Raw genomic sequence first — 20,451 nt, forward strand, 5'->3', positions numbered from 1 at the left:
GTTCGAGTCACTCGGCATCCTGCACGCACACCAGATTGTCGCTCCGGGTGTAAAGCGGTCGCGAGGGGTGCTGACGTGGGGTTTCGGGTCAGCACCGAACCAGCACGGGAGTCAGCACCGGCCCTCCAAAACGGGCGCAACTCTGCTATTCCGGCAGGGGCCGTCGCCATCGCGTCCGGGGCCGCGGGAGGCACCCCGCGCCGGTGGTGTGGCGGTCGGATACATAGGAACGCGTCTGATTGTGATGGCCCACCACATATGCCGCTGACCTGGGGACTTCTACGTTGTGGCGACACCGATCGTCCCCGCAGACCCCCTGGAAGTGGTGTTCATGGCCTCCCCCGAGACCGCTCCCCCGACCGCCGGATCCATCAAGAGAATCGTCGCCGCCAGTCTGATCGGGACCACCATCGAGTGGTACGACTTCTTTCTCTACGGCACCGCTGCCGCGCTGGTGTTCAACAAGCTGTTCTTTCCCACCAGCGATCCGCTGACCGGGACTCTGATCGCCTTCATCACCTACGCCATCGGGTTCCTGGCCCGGCCGCTCGGCGGGGTGGTCTTCGGGCACTTCGGGGACAAGGTCGGACGCAAGAAACTGCTGGTGCTGAGCCTGCTCATGATGGGCGGGGCCACCTTCGCGATGGGGCTGCTGCCCACCTACGCGAGCATCGGCGTCGGGGCACCCGTGCTGCTCACCGTCCTGCGGCTGGTGCAGGGCTTCGCCCTCGGTGGTGAGTGGGGCGGGGCGGTGCTGATCGTGTCCGAGCACGGCGGGGCCGAGCACCGCGGGTTCTGGGCCTCGTGGCCGCAGTCCGGTGCGCCGGGCGGGAACCTGCTGGCCACCGGGGTGCTCGCGCTGCTCGCCGGTGTGCAGTCCGATGCCGCGTTCCTGGCGTGGGGCTGGCGCGTCCCCTTCCTGCTCTCCGGTGTCCTGGTGATGGTCGGACTGTGGATCCGGCTGTCCGTCTCCGAGTCGCCCGTGTTCCTCGCCGCGCAGGCCGCCCGGCAGGGGCGCAAGGACGAGGCGCCCGTCGTCCAGGTGTTCCGCCGCAGCCTGCGCCAGGTGCTGACCGCCATCGGCACCCGGTTCGGCGAGAACATTTCCTACTACGTGCTGACCTCCTTCCTGCTTGTGTACGTCACCGTGCACTTGGGGCTGGCCAAGAGCACCGCGCTGAACGCCGTACTGATCGGCTCGGCCGTCCACTTCGTCACCATCCCGGCCTGGGGCGCGCTCTCGGACCGGATCGGCCGGCGCCCGGTGACCCTGATCGGCTCGGTCGGCATGGCCCTGTGGGCCTTCGCGTTCTTCGCGCTCGTCGACTCGAAGTCCTTCGCCGTCATCACCCTGGCCGTCACCGCCGGGCTGCTCCTGCACGGCGCCATGTACGGGCCCCAAGCGGCCTTCATCTCCGAGATGTTCGACACCGATGTGCGTTACTCCGGTGCCTCGATGGGCTCTCAGCTCGCCTCGATCGTCGCCGGAGCGCTGGCCCCGCTCATCGCCGTCGAACTCCTCAAGGACTACGGCTCCTCCGTTCCCGTCTCCCTCTATCTCTGTGGGGCCGCCGTGGTGACCACCCTCACCGTCGCCTTCGCCCGGGAGACCCGCGGCCGTGATCTGGCCCAGACAGGTGCCGGGCCCGCCGCTGCCTCCGGCGGGCGGGCTGCTCCGCTTCCGGCCGCCGTCGACCCCGCCTGATACGGTCCGGCCGGCCACGGAAGAATGCCCCCATGACCTCCGGACACGAATCCGCCCTGCTCGAGCTGCTCGGTCTGCTGCGCCGCGGCGCGCCGGCCGAGCAGTTCGACCGCCCCGCGGCGGACGCACGTACCGCCGGGGCGGGCCCTGACGAGCAGGCCCTCGTGGACGAGGCCACGCGGGTGGCGCTGGACATCCGGCGTACGCTCGACCAGCACCGGCGGCGTGAGGCCGAGCTCACGGCCCTGTTCGACACGGCTGGCGACCTCGCCGCCCTGCGCGATCTCGACGCGGTGCTCCGGGCCATCGTCCACCGCGCCCGCATGCTGCTGGGCACCGACATCGCGTACATGACCCTCAACGACCCGTTCCTCGGCGACACGTTCATGCGCGTCACCGACGGCTCGGTGTCGGCCGCCTTCCAGCAGCTGCGGCTCGGCATGGGCGAGGGGCTCGGCGGTCTGGTCGCCCAGACCGCCCGCCCGTACGCCAGCGCCGACTACCGCGCCGACGACCGCTTCCGGCACACGGACACCATCGACAACGGGGTCCGCGAGGAGGGCCTGCGCGGCATCCTCGGCGTCCCGCTGCGCGTCGGCACCCGCGTGATCGGGGTGCTGTACGCGGCCGACCGGGCGGTCCGCGACTTCGCGCCCGACGCGGTCGCGCTGCTCTCCTCCCTCGCCGACCATGCCGCCGTGGCCATCGACAGCGCCCGGCTGCTCGAAGAGACCCGCGCCGCCCTCGTCGAACTCGGGGTCGCCACCGAGACCGCCCGCGCCCAGAGCGAGGCGATGCGGCTCGCCGCCGAGACCCATGACCGCCTCACCCGCCTCGTCCTGCGCGGCGGCGACGTGGCCGACGTCGCCCAGGAGGTCGCCGCCCTGCTGGGCGGGAGCCTGGTCGTGCACGATGCCGATGGCGCCGAGCTCGCGCGGGTCGGCACGGACCCGGTCGGCCCGCCGGCCCGCGGCCTGGCCGCGTCGCGCTCCGGCGGCCGGGCCGTCGCGGTGGACGGGATATGGGTCTGCGCGGTCCTGGCCGGGCCGGAGCTGCTGGGCAGCATCACCCTCGGCGGACGCGGCGACCTGCCCGACACCGAGCGGCGGCTGTTCGAGCGGGCCGGCCTGGTGACGGCGCTCCTGCTCCTGCTGCGCCGTACCGTCGCCCACGCCGAGGACCGGGTCCGCGGCGAACTGCTCGGCGACCTGCTGGCTCCGGCGGCGCCCGGCCGTGTCCGCGACACCGCCAGCCAGACCCTGCGAGCCCGCAAGCTCGGGGTCGACCTCGCCCGCCCGCACGCCCTCGTGGTGCTGCACTGCGACGCCGCGCTGCGGCCCCGGCTGGCGGCGGAGGCCGCGCGCCGCGCACGCGCCCGCGACGGCCTGGCCGGGCTGCACCAGGGCCGCGTCGTCCTCCTCGCCCCGACCGAGAGCCCGGGCCCGCTCGCCCGCTCGCTCGCCGCCGAGCTGGGCCAGGCCCTGGGCACCCCGGTCACCGCGGGCTCCGCCGGGCCCGCCGCCGGACCGGAGGGGCTGCCCGGCGTGTACGCCGAGGCGCTGCGCTGCCTCGAGGCCCTGCACGCCCTCGGCCACACCGGCGACGGAGCCGGCCTGCCCGACCTCGGGTTCCTCGGGGTGCTCCTGGGCGACCGGGCGGACGTGGGCGCGTACGTCGAGCAGGTACTGGGGCCGGTCATCGCGTACGACACGCAGCGCGGGACGGAACTGGTCCGCACGCTGGAGGCGTACTTCGCCCACGGGGCCAGCCTCGCCCGGACCAAGGACGCGCTCCACGTGCACGTCAACACCGTGGTGCAGCGCCTCGACCGGGTCCGGCAGATCCTGGGCGAGGACTGGAACACCCCGGCCGGGGCGCTGGAGATCCAGCTCGCCCTGCGGATCCTGCGGGTGACGGCGGCCCGGCCCCGCCCGGTCCCGAAGTCGCCGCTTCCCCCCTCTCCTTACCCGACCTCGACGTAACCCGCCCACTCGCCGAGGGCGAAGTTCTGCCCCTGGCGGCGGACTTCGACCGCTCCCGTCCCGCCGAAGTGGGCGGGTACGAGCAACTCACCCTCATCCGCGGCGCGTTCGAGGATCCGGCGACGGCTGGCGGCGGCCTGCCCGGCATCCAGGCAGAAGCAGCTGTTGCAGGCGGGCTCCAGGATCTGCACGGGGCTGTGCAGCAGGTCGCCGACGAAGACGGCCCGGTCGGTCCCGGAGGTGAGCCGCAGGACGGCGGATCCGGGGGTGTGTCCGGGCGCGGACTCGAGGGTGAGGTGCTCGTCGATACGGTGGGCGCCGTCCCAGAGCACGGCCTGCCCGGCATGGTGGACGGGCGCGATGCTGTCCTCGTATATCAGCCGGTCGTCCTCCCGGAGGCCGCCGCCGTACGCGTTGCCGGGCCCGAAGTGGTGGTCGTCGGCCGCCGGGACGAGGTACTGGGCGTCGGGGAAGGTCGGCACCCAACCACCGTCCGCGGCCACGGTGTTCCAGCCGACGTGGTCGCCGTGCACGTGGGTGTTGACGACGATGTCGACATCCTCCGGCCGGACTCCGGCCCGTGCCAGCTCCCCGAGGAAATCGCCTTGCCGGTGGTGGAAATGCGGCGACCCGGGCCGCTCCCGCCCGTTGCCCACGCCCGTGTCGACCAGGACGGTCTTCCCGGCGCTGCGCAGCACCCAGGTCTGCAGGGCGACCACGGCACGGTCGCTGTCCGCCTCCCAGTGGTCCGGCGACAGCCAGTCCTCGTTCTCCTTCCACACCTCTGCCCCGACCCCCGGCACGAGGTTGCGCGCCGGTCCGAGCGGACCTGCCCATTCGATGACACGGGTGATCTCGACGTCGCCCAGCATGATGCTCTGCCTGCTCTCGTTCTTCATACCGTCGAGTCTAGAAAGCGCAGTTGAGCCTCTCAATGCCTGAACTGCTCATGTGAATACGTGGTCGTCTCATACCTGAGGCCTACCGCTACCCTTGCCCCATGGATGTGGTGAGCGACGCCATCGCGGCCGTACGGATCGGACGGCCCTCCTCCAACCGGGTCCGGGTGAGCGGGAGTTGGTGCACGCGCTTCGCCCCGTACGAGGGCGCGGGCTTCCACGTGGTGCTGGAGGGCAGCTGCTGGCTGCTGCCCGACGGCGGCGGCCCGCCGGTCTCCCTCGGCCCCGGCGACGCGGTACTGCTGCCGCACGGCACGGGGCACGTGATCGCCGACTCTCCCGCCGATGCCGCGGCTGTGGCGCGGGCGGCGCCGTTCGAGCTGCGGCCCGACGGGACGCTGCCGGGCTGCGACCCGTCGGCCGCCTCAGGCGCGGTGGAGATGCTGTGCGGCAAGTACCGGCTCGACCGCAGCCGCGTCCACCCGCTCATGCTGGAGTTGCCGAAGGTGGTCCACCTGCCGAACCGGGTCGGAGTGCACCCCGAACTGCGGGCGGCGATCTCCCTGCTGGGCGGCGAGCTCGGCGGCGAGCAGCGGCCGGGGGCCTGCATGGCGGTGCCCAGCCTGCTCGACCTCCTGCTCGTCTACATGATCCGCTCCTGGATGGCCGAAGGCCCGGGCGGAGCCTGGTCGGCCGTACTCGGCGACCCGGTCGCGGCCGCCGCCCTGCGGGCGCTGCACTCGGATCCGGCCGCGCCCTGGACCAACGACCGGCTGGCGGCCGAGGCGGGCGTCTCCCGCCCCACGCTGGCGCGCCGGTTCACCGCGCTGGTCGGCCGCCCGCCGATGGCGTACCTGACGTGGTGGCGGCTGACCTACGCCGCCACCCTGCTCCGGGACACCCCGGACCCGCTGGCCGCGATCGCGCGCCGGGTCGGGTACGGCACGCCGTACGCCTTCTCGCACGCCTTCTGCAGGGAATTCGGGACCACACCGGGCCGCTATCGGGACGCGGCGGCGAAGGCTTCGTAGGCGACCGGGCAGCCGGACACCCGTGAGCGGCGGGGACGGATCGCCGCCGCCGCTCGGGGTTTGCGGAGAACCGGCCGGCTCAGCGCCGGACCGGACACTGCTTCCAGGAGAAGTGGTACACGCTGTTGATGCTGCCGTCCGTGGAGTCGACGGTCATGTAGCTGGTCTTGTTCTTGTCGGAGGTCCCGACGTCCGCTCGCAGCTCGGTGTTGATGTTGAAGTTGCGCTGCTCGCCGCAGGGGGCGAAAACGAGGGCCTCGATGCCGGTGGTGTCGGTCACCTGCCAGTTGTCGTCGAGCTCGCCATGGAACTGGTGGGTCCGGTTGGCGGTCTGACTCATGCCCTGGAAGTAGTAGCTGGCCTTCTGGGTACCGGTCGCGCCCGGCTCCAGCTTGCCGTAGCCCCGGTAGTCGACGTGGGACACCGCGTACGTGTAGCCCTGCGGGACGTGCACGAGGAGGGAGAGGAGGCAGTTCTTGCGGCCTTCGGTGGCGGCGACGCCGCCACCGGCCGAGGCCAGGTACTCGCTGTAGGTGACGGTGAAGGCCGAGTTGTCGGGGGCCACGGCGACGGTGGCACTGCCGGGGCGGCAGCCCGAGCCGTTGACCGAGGCGACGTCGACGGCCACCCGGCCGGGGGGTGCGGCGGCGGTGGCGTTCGCCCCGGCCGGAAGGGTGAGCGTGACGAGGCATCCGGTCACGGCGGCGGCGGTCAGTGCGGTGCGAGCGATGCGAAGTGACTTGATCACGTCGCCATGGATAGCCGCCGCACGTGGTCGCCGAGCCCGACCGGGTACGCAGCATCACCCGGTCGGACGGCCCGGTTCACCGGAGAAACGATTCAGCAATCCGGATCGTGCGGCCGGATGGCCCATGTGGCACACCTTCACCCGCCTCACCCGCGCCGCTCCATGCCAAAGCCGACATTTTTCATATGCTGGACATCCCGTCGACGGAGGAGAGTCCATGCCCGGTCCGCTCGTACGGCGGTCCGCCGCGCTGTCCGCATGCGTGGCCGTGGCCGCCGCTCTCGCGTCCCTGACCGCGCCCGCACCGCCCGCCTCCGCCGCGGCAGTCGGGCATGAATCCCCTCCGGGGCAGCACCGGGCCGACGACGGCGCCGCCCGGGGCGAGGCGGACACCGACGAGGCCGCCGTACTCGGCGAGGAGCACGCCCGGGCGCACGCGCAGCGGCGGAGCGACGCCAAGGGCCCCAAGGAGTACCCGCAGGCGAAGCGAACCAAGAGCCTCGCCTCCCTCAAGGCCTCCCAGCAGAAGGCCAACGCCGTCTTCTCCGCCGCGCAGTTCGGCCGGTTCACGGAGTTCTTCCCCTCCCCCGACTTCGGTGTGCACACCGCTCTGCTGCCCACCGGGAAGGTGCTGCTCTTCTCCTTCGAGCGCGTGGAGGTCAACCCCACCAAGGAGACGGGGCCCACCGACCGCATCGGCCGGACCAACGCGGGCCGCGCCTTCCTGTGGGACCCGGCCCGGGGCACCGGGGCCCGGGCGTTCAAGAAGGTGGAGCCCCCGACCGTCCTGATGCCCGACGGTACGCACACACCGCGCCCGGCACCGTTCTTCTGCGCGGGGCACGCGTTCCTGCCCAACGGCATGGTCGGGGTCTTCGGCGGCAACACCGGCGGCAAGGGCGGCAGCGGCGCCAAGCTGTCGTTCGTGTTCGACCCGTGGACCGAGAAGTGGTTCCGCAACCAGGACATGTCCGTCGGCCGCTGGTACCCCTCGGTCGTGACGGGGGCGGACGGGCGCCAGATCATCATGTCCGGCCAGTCCGAACGGGGTACGGGCACGCCCACCCCGGTCGTGGAGCGCTTCCCCGCGCTGCGCCATCCCGTGCCCTGGGGGCCGTACGACATCCCCATCGACCTGGCCTCCGAGCGGCTGCGGGCGGACGCCCCGTTCCGCAACGACTATCCGCACCTGTTCTCGCTGCGCGACGGCATGATCTACGGCCTCGGCCGGGACGCCGACCAGCAGTGGCTGTTCGACCCGGTGAAGGAGACCCGGACCGATCTGCCGCGGCGGCCCGCCGACTTCCGCGGCTACGGCTCGGCGGTGCCGCTGCCGGCCGGATTCCGCGGCCCCGACTCCGTACTGGTGCTCGGCGGCGATCCGCACGACCCGAACACGTACCGGCTGTCCGGCGGCCGGTGGACCACCGAGGAGCCGCGGGCCTTCGGCCGAACCCAGGACGACACGCTGATCCTGCCGGACGGGACGCTGCTCACGGTCAACGGCGCGCTGGACACCCGGAATTACGGGCACGGGCCGTTCAATCCGCAGGCCGACCTCTCGTACCGGCAGATCGAACTGCGCGATACGCAGGGCCGTTGGCGGCTCGGACCGGCGCAGCGGCTGCCCCGCGGCTACCACTCCAACGCCCTCGTGCTGCCGGACGGCCGGATGATGGTCACCGGCGACGAGCTCCAGCAGATCGCCAACGACCCCGATATCAAAGACAAGATGGACGGCAGTATCGAGCTCTACGAGCCCGCGTACCTGCACCGGGGCAGCCGGCCGGCCCTCGACCGGGCGCCCGCCGGCGAGCTGGGCTACGGGGCGGGCTTCGAGGTACGCAGTTCCACCGCCGCCCAGGCCACCCGGGCCGTGCTCCTGGCGCCGACCACCGTCACCCATGCGGTGAACACCAGCCAGCGCCATCTGGAACTCCCGATCACCGGCAAACACGGCACCGCGATCGGGCTGCGGACACCGCCGAGTGCGGCCGACGCCCCGCCGGGGTACTACATGCTGTTCCTGCTCGACGCGAAAGGGGTGCCGAGCACGGCGAAGTGGGTCAAGCTCGGCAGCCGCCGATAACGAGGGCGAACCCCGGCCTCAGCGCCCGGGCGGCGGCTCGACCCGGGCCAGCCAGGCAGTGAGGAGCGACTCGAGCTGTGCGGCCTGCTGCGGGGTGAGGCCCTCGAGCAGGGTCCGTTCGTTCTCCATGTGCTCGGTAAACGCCCGGTCGATCAGCTCGCGCCCCCCGGGCTGCTGCTCCTGGCCGCCTGCCGGAAGCTGCCCGCCGGATCCTGGTGGTGGAAGTCCCTGCTGCTCGGCTTCCTGAACACGGGCGGGTTCTTCGCGCTGGTCTACATCGCCGCGCAGCGGCTGCCGACGAGCGCGGCCTCGACCGTCATGGCGACCGCGCCGCTGGTGATGATGCTCTTCGCCTGGGCGCTGATCTCCGAACGGCCGGGGCTGCGCCAGCTGGCGGGCGCCGGCCTCGGCGTGGCCGGGGTGTCGCTGATGCTGCTGACCGGGTCCGTACCCATGGACGCCCTCGGCGTGGTGGCCTCCGTGGCCGCCATGACGATGTCCTCGTTCGGCTACATCCTCGCCAAGCGGTGGAGCACAGAGATCGGGGTGCTCGCGTCGACGGCGTGGCAGCTGTTGGGCGGCGGGCTCCTGTTGCTGCCGTTCGCCGCCGCGGTGGAGGGATCCCCGCCGACCCTCGACGGTTCCGAGCTGCTCGGATTCGGGTATGTCACGGTCGTCGCGACGGCGCTGGCGTTCGCGGCCTGGTTCGCCGGCCTGCGACGGCTGCCGGCCGCGACGGTCGGTCTGCTGGGACTGCTGAACCCGGTCACGGGCGTCCTGTTGGGCACGGCGATCGCCGGGGAAACGCTCACCTTCCGACAGATCTGTGGGCTCCTGCTGACCCTGGCGGGCATCCTGCTCGGGCGGAGGGGAGGATTCCTCACCGCTCGTAACGGGAGGAATTCAGTAGGTAGCGATAACATAAATTCGCAGCTGAATTACCGTCAATAAGGATTTGAGTCATATCTCGATTTGGTAACGAGATCCTTAAAATGGCCTGGACCATTAACGGCCTACGCGCGTAACTCCCCTAATTTTTAAGCGAACTGACTGTTCATCAAATCAGGCGAGCAGGTAACAGTCTGATATCTCGGACCCCATTCCCGTTTGTCCGAATTCTCCACCGCGCCCATCTGGCAGGCTTCCGCGCACCCACTCCTCCGACCAAGGATTTGAGGTGCGCATGACTAGACATCGCAGGAAGCAGCGCGAACACCGGCGCAAACCGCGCCGGTTGATACTCCTCACCGCCGCCATGGCCACGGCGGCGGTGATAGCGGGCGGTCTCGCCTACTCCGGGCTCGGGGACAACGCCCAGGCAGGGACGTCCGCAGAGGCCGAAGCGGCCGCGGACACCTTCGTGCAGGCCGCCGCACCGGCCCATGACGCGGAGCCGGCGCCCATCGTGGGCGAGCCCGCCAACGAGACCACCAAGGGCATGGTCTTCGACGGCCTCAAGGCTGCGCCGAAGGGCGACCGTTGCGTCGGCGTCTACCGCACGGAGGCCGGGCTCTGCACGCACGGCCCCGACGCCCCGCCGAAGGACGTCGACATCAAGGCCGACGTCGCCCCCGTCGTGAAGACGAAGGCCCCGGCCGCCGACCCGGCGAAGCCGGAGGCCGGCGAAGCGGCCGCCGCGGAAGGCAGCGGGCGTCCTCAGGACGCGCCCGCCGCCGACGCCGGCTCCGCCAAGGGGGCTCCCTCCGCCGCGCCCGCGCCCGCCGCGTCCGGCGGCAGCCAGGCCGTCGCCGCCGGTCCCGCCGGCCAGACCGTCCAGTGCGACGGTGACGGCAGCACCGGCAACCGCGTCCAGGTCGTGTACGTCCACGGCTCCGACCGCGACCGCTACTCCGAGTACCTCGCCTCGTTCCGCAAGTGGGCGGCCGACGCCGACCTCATCTACTCGACGAGCGCACAGGAGACCGGCGGCGTCCGCCACATCCGCTTCGTCACGGCCGCGGACTGCACGCCGACGGTGCTCAACATCGAGCTCCCGGCGAACGCCCTCTCCGAGTTCAGCGCGACCAACAACGCGCTCGCCGGCAAGGGCCTCGACCGCCGCGACCGCAAGTACATGATCTTCTCGGACACCCAGGTCTACTGCGGCATCGGCACCTTCGCGGGCGACGAGCGGCCCGGCCAGGACAACCAGAGCAACTTCGGCCCCTCCTACGGCCGTACGGACTCCGGCTGCTGGGGCGGCCACACCGCGGCGCACGAACTCGGCCACAACCTCGGCGCGGTGAACAACAGCGCCCCCAACACCAGCCGCGGCGCCCACTGCACGGACGAGTGGGACGTCATGTGCTACTCGGACACCCCGTACTACCCGCAGATGCGCAACGTGTGCACCAACCAGGCCGCCGAGAACATCCTGGACTGCAACCACGACGACTACTTCCACACCAACCCCAAGGCCGGAAGCTACCTGGCCACGCACTGGAACATCGCCGACAACCAGTTCCTGATGAAGGGCAAGGGCGGCAACCCGAACCCCGACCCGAACCCGAAGCCCACGCCGAGCCCCACGAAGAAGCCGACCCCGACGCCGACCAAGAAGCCCACGGGCGGCCCGAAGGTGACGGCGGCGCAGATCCAGTCGAACTCCGTCGTGGTGAGCTGGCCGAAGGTCGACGGTGCCGCCTGGTACCAGGTCCTGCTGAACGGCAAGCACCTGACCTGGGTCCAGTCGCAGGCCCTGCGCATCTACAACCTCCAGCCCGGTACGGAGTACAAGGTCGCCGTCTCGGTCCGCGACGGCTCCGGCCGTGACAGCGGAGCCGGCCCGACCACGGCCTTCCGTACCACCGGCGCGGGCGGCGGCACCACCACCCCCGGTGCCCGCTACACGCTCGGCAACGGCAGCACCGGCATGGCCGCCGAGCTGTGGGGCGGCCGCAGCGCCGACGGCACGGTACTCGTCGGAGGCCGCTCCAACGGCTACGCCCAGCAGCAGTGGCTCTTCGAGGACGCGGGCGGCGGGCTCGTCCGCATCAAGTCCGCCGTCTCCGGCAAGTGCCTGCAGACGGGCGGCGCTCCGGCCGCCGGCATGTGGATCGCGCAGCAGCCCTGCGGCGGCAACTCCGCGCAGCAGTGGAAGCTGGCGTCCCGCGGCGGCGGTGTGACCGTCACCGACGCGAGCGGCGGCTACGCCCTGACCGTGAGCAGCCGCCCGTACTACGGCGCCTGGCTGCTCGACCTCCAGCGCGCGGACGGCCGCGCGTCCCAGGTGTGGACGGTCCAGAAGGTCGGCTGACCTGCCGGATCGAACGCCTTCCGCCGGTGGACGGCCGCCCTGCGCGGCCGTCCACCGGCCCCCTCATCTCCGCACCACAGCTCATCGCATCCCACCGCACCAGGAGCACCCAACGATGCGTACACGCCCCGCCTTCCCGGTCCGTACCGGACTCGGCTTCCTGTTCCTGTTCCTCGCCCAGGCCCTGGCCGTGCCCACCGCCGCCCACGCCCACGGCGACACCGTCAAGGTCGTGGTCACCGGGCAGCGGGAGGGCCATGTCACCACCGAGATCACCTGGGAGAACGACGGGGACGCCATCGAGGAGGCGGTCGCCGCCACGGTGAACTCGGCCAGCCCCGACGGCTCCCGCACGATGGGCCCCTGGCGGCTGGTCCGCGACCCCGGCACGCGCACCGGCTGGAGCACGGCCGAGGTACTGCCGCCCGGCAACTGGAAGGTCACCGTCGACGTGGGGTTCCCGTCCCTCGGCCACGGGGAGAAGGAGATCGCCGTACCGGTGGTCGACCCGGCGCCGTCCGCGGGCACGCCGAGCGCAGCCGCGCCGTCCGCGCCCTCCACTGCGTCGGTCCCGCCCGTGTCGTCCGCGTCGCCGGCCACCGGGCAGGCGCAGAGCCCGTCGCCTGCGAGCGACGTGTCCGCGGCCCCGGCCGGCGAAGGCGAGGACAGCACCGTCTGGTGGACCACGGCGGGTGTGGCCGTGATCGCCCTGGCCGGCGCCGCCGCCGGTGTGCTGCTGCGGCGCGCCCGGGCCCGCAGGCGCTGAGGTCCACGGAAAAGGGGCGACGAGCGAGGGGGACGGGAGACGGGTGGCCGAAGCCGTCGGTGCGACCTGACAACCAAACAGGTCCGCGTTGACAGTGGAATTCGCCGTGCCGTTCATTCGGTACATGGACATCACCACCGCCGCCGTGCGCTCCACCACCCGCGTCGTCCGCCCCTTCCACACCTTCGAGGGCGAGGGCTTCCCGGTCCGCCGCCCGTTCCCGCAGCCGGAACTGCCGCTGGTCGACCCCTTCCTGATGGTCGACCAGGTCGGCCCGCACGTGCTCGGCCCGGGCGAGGCCAAGGGCGCGCCGCCGCACCCGCACCGCGGCTTCGAGACGATCCAGTACGTCATTGAAGGCGCGATGGAGGACATCGACTCCGAGGGGCACAAGCGCGTCATGAACCCCGGCGAGGTGCAGTGGCTCACCGCCGGGTCGGGGCTCGTCCACCTCGCCCGCCCCACCCCCGAACTGCTCGCCGAGGGCGGCCCGCAGCACCTGCTGCAGATCTGGGTGAACCTGCCGGCCCGGCTCAAGGCGACGCCCCCGCGGGTCCAGTACGGCTCCGCCCCCGGCGACATCCCCACGGTCGCCACCGAGGACGGCGGCGCCGAGCTCACCGTGATCACCGGCACCACGCACGGAGTCAGCGGTCCGTTCGAGACCCACACCCCGGTGCTCGTCGTACACGCCCGCCTCAGGGCCGGCGGCCGCGCCGAGTTCACCGTCCCGGCCGGGCACAACGCCATGCTGTACGTGCTGTCCGGGACCGCCGCGACCCCCGACGCCCGGCTCCCCGACGGCCATCTCGCGATCCTCGGCCGGGACGCGGAGCGCTTCACGGTCGAGGCTCCCGGCGATGCGGCCGAGGTGCTGGTCCTGGCCGGCGAGCCGATCGGCGAGCCCGTCGCCCGCAGCGGCCCTTTCGTCATGAACACCGCCGCCGAGATCCGCCAGGCGCAGCTGGACTACCAGCACGGCCTGATGGGGCACATCGACATCTGAGACGGGACAGGGCCGCCCCGACCGGGGCGGCCCTGTCCTGCCGTGGTCAGCGGCTCACGGCTGTCGGCACTGGCCGGAGCGCGGGCCCTCCACCGTGTTGTCGCCCTGCTGCGGGGCCGGGACGTTGGCGTCGCAGCGCAGCGGGCCGACGACCGTGTTGGCAGAGAATTCGACACCTCCGGTGTTGCCGTTCAGGCTCACCGGGCCCCGGACCGTGTTGCCCGCGCAGCCTGCGGCGGCATCGTCCGAGCCGATCAGCACGGAGCCGGTGGTCCGGCCGACGGTGACGGGGCCGGTGAGCTTCGACCCGCAGAACGCTACGGCCAGGGCGCCGTCGGCGGAGACGGGCCCGGTGAGCTCGGCGTCCGTCACGGCCAGCGCCCCGCCGGAGCGGATCGTGACCGGGCCGGTCTGGCTGCCGCCGGGCGCGATGCAGAGCGACTCGCCGGTGGCCACGGTCAGCGGGCCGCCGTGGGCCGCCGTGATGCACGGCCGGCTGAATCCGACCGTGCCGTCCGTGGCTCCCGCCGTGGCGCTCGCTGCGTTCGCCTGGTCACCGCTGTAGGTGGCGGTGACCGGTTGGGCGCCGGGGCGCAGGGCGCTGGTCCGGAACTCGGCCCGGCCGCCCGTCAGCGGCACCGTCGCCAGCTGCTTCGTCCCTTCGGAGAAGGTGACCGTCCCGCCCGGGGTTCCCGCGGTGGGGTTCGCCGGGTCGACGGCCGCAGTGAGCGTGACCGCATGCCCGAACAACGGGGTGTTCGTGTCCGCGGTGAGTGAGAGCGTCGTCCCGTACCGGAAGGAGACGACCGCCTTGCCGTTGCCGCGGTTCACGCCCTGGAGGAGGGAGACGTCGGTCGCGGACGGCGCCGCGAAGCTGCTGCCCCCGCCGCCGCCGGCGCCGTAGAGGTCGCCGATGTTGCCGCCGCCGGAGCCGCCCGAGCCGGCGAAGTAGCCGCCGCCCCCGCCGCCGCCGCCGTTGCCGCCCTGCCCGCCGTTGCCGCCGGGGCCGCCGCTTCCGGGGTTGGGCTGCCCGGTGTTGGGGTCGATGTCGCCGCCGGCCACTCCCGGGCCGCCCTGGGCGGAGTTCGGGTTGCGGGCGCCGTGGGCGGTCTGTGTGCCGCCACGGCCGGCGGCACCGGAGCCGGCCGGGCCGCCGCCCTCGCCGCCGTCCTGCGCTTCGGGGCCGCCGCCGTTGCCGCCGTGCAGCAGCGGGCCGCCGTTGCCCGCGCCCCCGCCACCGCCCGCGACCAGGATCCGGTCGGTGGGGCCGAAGGAGCCGGCCCGTACGTCGGAACCGCCGCCGCCGGAGCCTCCGCCGCCGTGCGCGCCACCGCCGCCGGCTCCGTGGCCGGTGCCACCGGGCCGGGCGTACTCGCCGTGCCGGGAGGTGCCGGAGCTGCCGAGCGAGCCGACGGTGATCTGGAGGCTCTGCCCGGCGCTCACGGCCAGGGTCGCGCGGGTCTCGCCGCCGAGTCCGCCCGGAGCTCCGGTGTTCGGCGGGTTCGGGGAGACGAAGCCGGCCGCGCTGCCGCCCTCGGCGCCGAACAGGTCGACGCTGATCGCGCCGACCCCGTCCGGCACCGTGAAGGTGTCCGTCCCCGCGGTGGCGTACGTACAGGTGGGCGGCGAGGCGGTGAAGACCCCGCCGGAGCCGCAGGGCGAGGGCGCGGCCGCCGGGTCTGCGGCGGCGAAGGGTACGAGGACGGCGGCGAGCAGGCCGGTCGCGCTGAGCACGATCGCCGTCTTCGATGTGGATATGCGCGTACGAGGGGTCGCGCGCGGGGTGGAGCCTGGGGTCAAACGGCGGTTCATGGGAAGTGACGCTGCCTCTCCGGGCCTGCTGACGGGTGACCGAGGTGGGATGGGGTGACCGGCGGGCGGGCAGGGTGCATGCCGTGCCCAGCCCGCCGATCGGGGTCGATGCCGTACCGGACGCCGTATCGGACGCGCCGTATCGGACGCGCCGTATCGGACGCGCCGTATCGGACGCCGTGTCAGGCGATCTGTCAGACGCCGTCGTTGGCGCAGAGGGCCCAGACGTCGGAGTACGTGCTCGGCGAGCTGCCGCCCCCGGTGTGGGTGAACGCCGTCCAGTACGAGGCGGTGGTGGTCCCGTCACCGACGGGGGTGCCGCCGGAGTCGCTGGGGTAGCTGCCGTTGAGGTGGTCGCCGACGGAGCCCGGGCCCGTGAAGTTGGTGGTCGTCACGCTGCCGCCGCTGATGGCGGCGCCCCCGCTGACCAGCTTCCCGTCGTTCTGGCCGCAGCCGACCGTCAGGGTCTGGCCGGTGGTCGCCGAGGTCGGGCCGCTCGCCTCGCTGAAGCGGACCTTCACGGTGGTGCCGCTGATGTCGATGTTGTTGCCGCTGCAGATGGCGTAGGCGTACGTCGTGTTGCTGCTGTCGCCTCCGCCGCCGTTCCAGCCGACCGCGGCCCAGGAGTCGGGGTTGGTCTCACCGTCGGCCGCGGCCTTCTGGCCGAAGGCGTGTCCGGAGTCGTTGAAGGTGGGGTGGCTGGCGATCGGCTTCAGGCTGCCGACGCCGGCCGGGGTGATCCGGGCGCCGCCGCCGATCAGGCGCGTGTTGGCCGGACAGGTCGCGACGACCAGGCCCACCGTTCCGCTGGTGGTGGGTCCGGCGATCTTGTTCATGACACCGCCGACCAGCACGCCGAGCTGCTCGCTGCCGCGCCGGAGCACGAGGTCCTGCACGCGGCCTACACCGCCGAGGGCCACCTCGGGTACGACCTGGCCTTCGGCCCGTTCTTCACCTTCCGCTTCCTCGACTCGGGGGAGGCCGAGGAGGACATCCTCGACGCGACGGCCCGCGCCGAGCCGGCGGCCGAGAGCCGGCTCAGCGAGCGCGGCTACGCCTTCAAGCGCCTCCCTCCCGGGCCCAGGACCTCTCGCTGGCCCCGCTGAGCAAGCGCCGGCGCCAGGCGGCCGCCCGCGGCAACGCCTGAACCGTCAGGGGATGTTCTTCTCCAGCGCGCCGACGTAGCGAAGGATCGAGTGGTCCTTCACCCCGTCGCTCGCGGGGGCGAGCAGATCGGCGGTCATCCCCTTGGCCCGGTCGCCCAGCGACTGCAGCATCGGCATTGCCTCGCGCAGCCTGCCGTCCGCATCGATGTAGCGCAGGGCGTCGACGTGGTGGAAGACCGGCTCCGGCGGGAGCTGCGGCACGATGTCGTTGTTGTTGACGAAGCGGTACATGCGCTTGCTGAACGCGGTGTTGTACGCCTTGACCAGCAGCCGGTCGCAGGTGCGGGGCTGGCCGTACGTGTAGACGCCGTCGGCGCGCAGCCTCGGGTCCTCGAGGTGGAGGCGGGCTCCGGTGAGCATCGCCAGCGCGCCGCCGAGGCTGTGGCCGCAGAGGAGGACGGTCTGTCCGCGGTCCCGGAGCTCGGTGATCCCCTTCGCGACCTCGGGGAAGACGGACTGAAGGGCCTGGGCGAAGCCGTAGTGGACGTATCCCGTCCCGGCCGGGCCCGGCCACGGCGGCGTGGTGACGTCGGAGAGCCAGTCCTTCAGCTGCGCGGGTTCGGTGCCGCGGAACGCGACGACGATCATGTGGTCGCCGGCCATCGTGAAGGCCTGGGTGTCCTCCAGCGGGAACGGCGGGGTGAACCGGGTGTGGTGGTGGCGTACCTGGTCGAAGCCCCACGCGCGAGCCTCGACCTCGATCCGGGCCTCGTCCTGGTAGGCCAGCGCGGCCGACCGCGCCATCCAGTACGCGAGCTGCGGGCTGTAGTCGCGGGCTTGGTGATCGAACGCCTTCGGAGCCGGCACCGTTCTCCCCTTCGCGCAGCGGCCGACGGCCCTGCGCCGATCAACCGGGACTCCGTCGTACCGCCTACGCCCCGGCCCGGCCTCCTGACGCGCGCGGGGTTCACCCGTACGGCGGCCTTGGGCATGGCCCCGGAGGCGTCCGACCCGCCCGGGACACCGCTGCAGCCTGCGATAATCGCGTTTTCTACATGACCTCGGGGGACGGCAGCACATGTACAGGGTGGGGAACAAGCAGCGGTTCCGGCGCGCGGCAGGGGCCGTCATCGGCGCCGCCGCACTGCTGGCGGGTACGGCCGGATGCAGCGGCCCCACGACCGGACAAGCCGCGGCCGGTGCGCCGGCCGGCAGCGCCGCCGCGAGCCCGAGCGGTACGCCGGGGCCGGGCGTGGAGCGGCTCAAGGAGCTCGTCGTCGCGGAGGGCGAGAAGTTCGGCCCGTACGAGGTCAGGGAGCCGCTGCTCGACGAGCCGATGAGCGAGCTCTACGAGGCCCGGCCGGCGGCCTGCCAGCCGCTGACCAGTCTTGGCAAGGCGGGCCACACGGCCCAGGCCTACGCCAAGGTGAGCGTCCCGGGGCAGTTCCAGGCGGTGGGCACCGAGATCCTGCTGCGCTCGTACCGCGACGCCGGCGCCGCGGCCGCCGCCGTGAAGTCGCTGGCGGACGCGGGCGGCCGGTGCGCCGGCGGCTATACGGAGGACCGTGCGCTCGCCGAGGCGAAGGTGCTCAAGGTGGAGCCGGTCCAGGCTCCGGCGCTGGGCGACGAGGCGCGCGCTTACCGCATCGTGACGCAGGACGTGAAGGACCCGGGCATCTCGCTGTACAAGTACCTCACGCTGGTCCGCTCCGGGTCGGTCACGCTCGCGTTCCGGTCCGACGTCATCGACACCAAGGACTTCGGCGGGGTGCCGCAGGAGATCGTCGCCGGGCAGTGGGAGAAGTTCGCCAAGGGGAACGCCGCTTCGGCTTCCTAGTGCGGCGTCAGGCCCCTCCCCGCCGCCCGGTGGCGGCCCCTGTCCACGGGGACAGGACAGCACGCAGACGAGGGGACGGCATCCGCAAGCGGCGCCGTCCCCTCGAGGGGTGCCGGGTCAGACGGTTTCGGCCGGCTCCGGCTGGGACTCCTTCTCCGTCGCCTTCGCGGCGGCGGGCGTGCTCACCTCGACGGTGCGCGGTCCGTGCGCTCCGCGCAGGCCGGTCCAGCTGATGACCGCGACCAGGGCGAAGGCGACGGCCCCGATCCAGAAGGTGAGGGTGAAGCCGGACTCGGCGGGCAGGGCCGGGACCCCGGCGGGCAGGTGCTCGATGGTCTTCGACGCCAGGATCGTGGTGACGATGGCGCTGCCGATCGCGCTGCCGGTGGAGCGGGAGATCGAGTTGATGCCGTTGGCGATGCCGCTCTGGTGGTGCGGGACGCTCGCCATGATGACGGCGGGCATGGCCGCGTAGCCGAAGCTGACGGCAGCGCCGACGACCAGGCCTGCACCGATCACCGAGAAGCTGTGCTGGTGGTCGAGCGCGAGCCAGCCGAAGCCCACGGCGCCGAGTGCGGCGGCCAGGCCGAGGGCCACGCGCGGACCGCGGTGGCGGACCAGCTGGCCGCCGACGGGCGAGGCGAGCAGCGAGACGATCGCGCCGGGCAGCAGGAACTGCACGGAGGCACGCAGGATGGACGCGTCGAACCCGTAGCCGGTGAGCTTCTCCGGCATCTGGACGAGGTAGGAGACGCCCAGGAAGTTCGCGAACATGCCGAAGCCGACGAGGATGCCGGCCAGGTTGGCCATGAGCACCGGGCGGTGGACGAACATCCGCATGTCCACGAGCGGCTCGCTGACCTTGAGCTCCGTGAAGACCCAGACGGCGGTCATGACGACGGCGCCGGCGAAGCTGCCCAGCGTACGGCCGGAGGTCCAGCCCCACTCGTGGCCCTGCGAGATGGGCAGCAGGAGCAGCAGGAGGGTGATGCCGAGGGTCAGCGCGCCGAGGAAGTCGGTGCGGCCGCCGGTCTTGTGCCGGGTCGCGGGGACCAGGAAGGCGACGGCGAGCAGGGCGAGGGTCGCGAAGCCCGTCGCCATCCAGAAGGCGTTGCGGTAGTCGGCGTCGGAGCCGGACGTGAGCAGGCCGGTGGCGACGAGCGCCAGGCCGCTGCCGAAGGCGAGGGTGCCGCTGACCAGGGCCATCGCGCCGGGGAGCTTCTGCGGGCGGACTTCCTCGCGCAGTACCGACAGGGCGAGCGGGAAGATCGCGGTGGCGGCGCCCTGGAGGACGCGGCCCAGGATCAGCAGCGGGAGCGAGGTCGCGACGGCGGCGACGACGGAGCCGACGACCATGACGCCGAGCACGGCCACCAGCGTGGGCTTCTTGCCGTGCTGGTCGCCGAAGCGGCCGAGCAGCGGGGTGAAGACGGCGGCGGACAGCAGCGTGGCGGTGGTCACCCAGCTCACGTTGGCGGTCGAGGTGCCCAGGTCGGTGCGGATGAGGCCCAGGATCGGGACCGGCAGGGTCTGCATCATCGACACGACCATGGCGGCAAGGCTCAGGGCGAAGACGATGACCGTCTCGTTCCTGGTCTTGGCCTCGGCGGGGATGGGGGCGGCGGTGCTCATGTCTGGCAGGACCTTCTTAGTGCTTCAGATCGCAGATGTTTGATGTCATCAAGTAACTCTGCAGACGGTAAACGTCGATAGTTAAGGAGGTCAAGTAAACAATTGACAATGTCAACCACCCGGGTACGCTCGACGGCATGAGCGCCACCACCCCCCGCACCCCCACCAAGCTCCAGCTCCTGGAACTGCTCGCCGCCATCGGAACCGCCCAGTGGCGCGATTTCGCGGCCGCGGCGGCCCACTACGGCCTGACCTCCACGCAGGCCCGCGTCCTCGCCCAGCTCGACGGCCCGCTGCCGATGCGCGGCCTCGCCACCCTCCTCGTCTGTGACGCATCGAACGTCACCGGGATCGTGGACCGGCTGGAGGCCCGTGAGCTCGTGCGCCGCGAACCCGACCCCGCCGACCGCCGCGTCAAGAACGTCGTGGCGACGGACGCGGGCCGCGAGATCATCCGGCGCGTCCGCGAGGAGATGCAGGCCACGCACGGCGCGCTCGACACCCTCGACGCGACCGAGAGCGCGACGCTCTACGCCCTGCTGGAACGCCTGCGCCCGACCATGGAGAAGGACGCCTGACACA

At 72.3% G+C, this 20,451-nt stretch carries 17 protein-coding genes and 1 pseudogene; 11 read left to right on the plus strand and 7 right to left on the minus strand.

The window, feature by feature from the left end; translation table 11 throughout:
* The first annotated feature begins 331 nt into the window (after nt 1-331).
* Nucleotides 332-1,705 (plus strand): MFS transporter, encoded by a 1,374-nt coding sequence (locus tag AB0M76_RS20610; protein ID WP_365954420.1) that lies wholly within the window; start codon nt 332-334, stop codon nt 1,703-1,705.
* 32 nt (nt 1,706-1,737) lie between these two features.
* The gene (locus AB0M76_RS20615; RefSeq protein WP_365954215.1) at nt 1,738-3,687 is read left to right on the plus strand and encodes a helix-turn-helix domain-containing protein; all 1,950 of its coding nucleotides are present in this window, start codon (nt 1,738-1,740) and stop codon (nt 3,685-3,687) included.
* On the opposite strand, the gene AB0M76_RS20620 is transcribed toward AB0M76_RS20615, so the two are convergent.
* A complete protein-coding gene (locus AB0M76_RS20620) occupies nt 3,669-4,586 on the minus strand; it encodes an MBL fold metallo-hydrolase (RefSeq protein ID WP_365954216.1) in 918 nt (305 codons plus the stop codon). The two genes, AB0M76_RS20615 and AB0M76_RS20620, sit on opposite strands and share 19 nt — an antisense overlap.
* A 101-nt stretch (nt 4,587-4,687) precedes the next feature.
* Between AB0M76_RS20620 and AB0M76_RS20625 the strand changes: the two genes are divergently transcribed.
* Nucleotides 4,688-5,617: an AraC family transcriptional regulator gene (locus AB0M76_RS20625; RefSeq protein WP_365954217.1), complete on the plus strand. Its 930-nt coding sequence runs from the start codon at nt 4,688-4,690 to the stop codon at nt 5,615-5,617.
* A 79-nt stretch (nt 5,618-5,696) separates the two neighbouring features.
* On the opposite strand, the gene AB0M76_RS20630 is transcribed toward AB0M76_RS20625, so the two are convergent.
* Nucleotides 5,697-6,317: a DUF4360 domain-containing protein gene (locus AB0M76_RS20630; protein ID WP_266999797.1), complete on the minus strand. Its 621-nt coding sequence runs from the start codon at nt 6,315-6,317 to the stop codon at nt 5,697-5,699.
* A gap of 265 nt (nt 6,318-6,582) precedes the next feature.
* Between AB0M76_RS20630 and AB0M76_RS20635 the strand changes: the two genes are divergently transcribed.
* Nucleotides 6,583-8,454, plus strand: coding sequence for a galactose oxidase-like domain-containing protein (locus AB0M76_RS20635; RefSeq protein WP_365954218.1), 1,872 nt, complete (start codon nt 6,583-6,585; stop codon nt 8,452-8,454).
* An 18-nt stretch (nt 8,455-8,472) separates the two neighbouring features.
* Here the strand turns inward: AB0M76_RS20635 and AB0M76_RS20640 are convergent.
* Nucleotides 8,473-8,619 (minus strand): annotated as a pseudogene (locus AB0M76_RS20640) (MarR family transcriptional regulator); the annotation flags it as partial.
* Here AB0M76_RS20640 and AB0M76_RS20645 point away from each other — a divergent pair.
* The 4 genes from AB0M76_RS20645 to AB0M76_RS20660 all read left to right on the plus strand — a co-directional run bounded on the left by AB0M76_RS20645 (nt 8,584) and on the right by AB0M76_RS20660 (nt 13,482).
* Nucleotides 8,584-9,405: an EamA family transporter gene (locus AB0M76_RS20645; RefSeq protein ID WP_365954220.1), complete on the plus strand. Its 822-nt coding sequence runs from the start codon at nt 8,584-8,586 to the stop codon at nt 9,403-9,405. The pseudogene AB0M76_RS20640 and the gene AB0M76_RS20645 overlap by 36 nt on opposite strands.
* Before the next feature lie 232 nt (nt 9,406-9,637).
* Nucleotides 9,638-11,710, plus strand: coding sequence for an RICIN domain-containing protein (locus AB0M76_RS20650; protein ID WP_365954221.1), 2,073 nt, complete (start codon nt 9,638-9,640; stop codon nt 11,708-11,710).
* A gap of 115 nt (nt 11,711-11,825) precedes the next feature.
* Nucleotides 11,826-12,476: a hypothetical protein gene (locus AB0M76_RS20655; RefSeq protein ID WP_266660731.1), complete on the plus strand. Its 651-nt coding sequence runs from the start codon at nt 11,826-11,828 to the stop codon at nt 12,474-12,476.
* 106 nt (nt 12,477-12,582) lie between these two features.
* Nucleotides 12,583-13,482: a pirin family protein gene (locus AB0M76_RS20660; protein WP_365954222.1), complete on the plus strand. Its 900-nt coding sequence runs from the start codon at nt 12,583-12,585 to the stop codon at nt 13,480-13,482.
* 54 nt (nt 13,483-13,536) lie between these two features.
* Here AB0M76_RS20660 and AB0M76_RS20665 read toward each other — a convergent pair whose 3' ends face one another.
* Nucleotides 13,537-15,294 (minus strand): Ig-like domain-containing protein, encoded by a 1,758-nt coding sequence (locus AB0M76_RS20665; RefSeq protein ID WP_365954223.1) that lies wholly within the window; start codon nt 15,292-15,294, stop codon nt 13,537-13,539.
* A 194-nt stretch (nt 15,295-15,488) separates the two neighbouring features.
* On the minus strand, nt 15,489-16,190 hold the full coding sequence (locus AB0M76_RS20670) for a hypothetical protein (RefSeq protein ID WP_365954436.1): 702 nt from the start codon (nt 16,188-16,190) through the stop codon (nt 15,489-15,491).
* On the opposite strand from AB0M76_RS20670, the gene AB0M76_RS20675 reads away from it, so the two are divergent.
* On the plus strand, nt 16,185-16,400 hold the full coding sequence (locus AB0M76_RS20675; protein WP_365954421.1) for a DUF6204 family protein: 216 nt from the start codon (nt 16,185-16,187) through the stop codon (nt 16,398-16,400). The genes AB0M76_RS20670 and AB0M76_RS20675 overlap by 6 nt on opposite strands.
* Before the next feature lie 45 nt (nt 16,401-16,445).
* Here the strand turns inward: AB0M76_RS20675 and AB0M76_RS20680 are convergent, their stop codons facing one another.
* Nucleotides 16,446-17,267, minus strand: coding sequence for a lipase family protein (locus AB0M76_RS20680; RefSeq protein ID WP_365954224.1), 822 nt, complete (start codon nt 17,265-17,267; stop codon nt 16,446-16,448).
* 211 nt (nt 17,268-17,478) lie between these two features.
* Between AB0M76_RS20680 and AB0M76_RS20685 the strand changes: the two genes are divergently transcribed.
* Nucleotides 17,479-18,237: a hypothetical protein gene (locus tag AB0M76_RS20685; protein WP_365954225.1), complete on the plus strand. Its 759-nt coding sequence runs from the start codon at nt 17,479-17,481 to the stop codon at nt 18,235-18,237.
* 117 nt (nt 18,238-18,354) lie between these two features.
* Here the strand turns inward: AB0M76_RS20685 and AB0M76_RS20690 are convergent, their stop codons facing one another.
* Nucleotides 18,355-19,869 (minus strand): MFS transporter, encoded by a 1,515-nt coding sequence (locus AB0M76_RS20690; protein WP_365954226.1) that lies wholly within the window; start codon nt 19,867-19,869, stop codon nt 18,355-18,357.
* A 137-nt stretch (nt 19,870-20,006) separates the two neighbouring features.
* Here AB0M76_RS20690 and AB0M76_RS20695 point away from each other — a divergent pair, with 137 nt between their 5' ends.
* Nucleotides 20,007-20,447, plus strand: coding sequence for a MarR family transcriptional regulator (locus tag AB0M76_RS20695; protein WP_365954227.1), 441 nt, complete (start codon nt 20,007-20,009; stop codon nt 20,445-20,447).
* Nucleotides 20,448-20,451 lie beyond the last annotated feature (4 nt).

It is taken from the genome of Streptomyces sp. NPDC051364, from assembly GCF_040682115.1.
Taxonomy (GTDB): domain Bacteria; phylum Actinomycetota; class Actinomycetes; order Streptomycetales; family Streptomycetaceae; genus Streptomyces.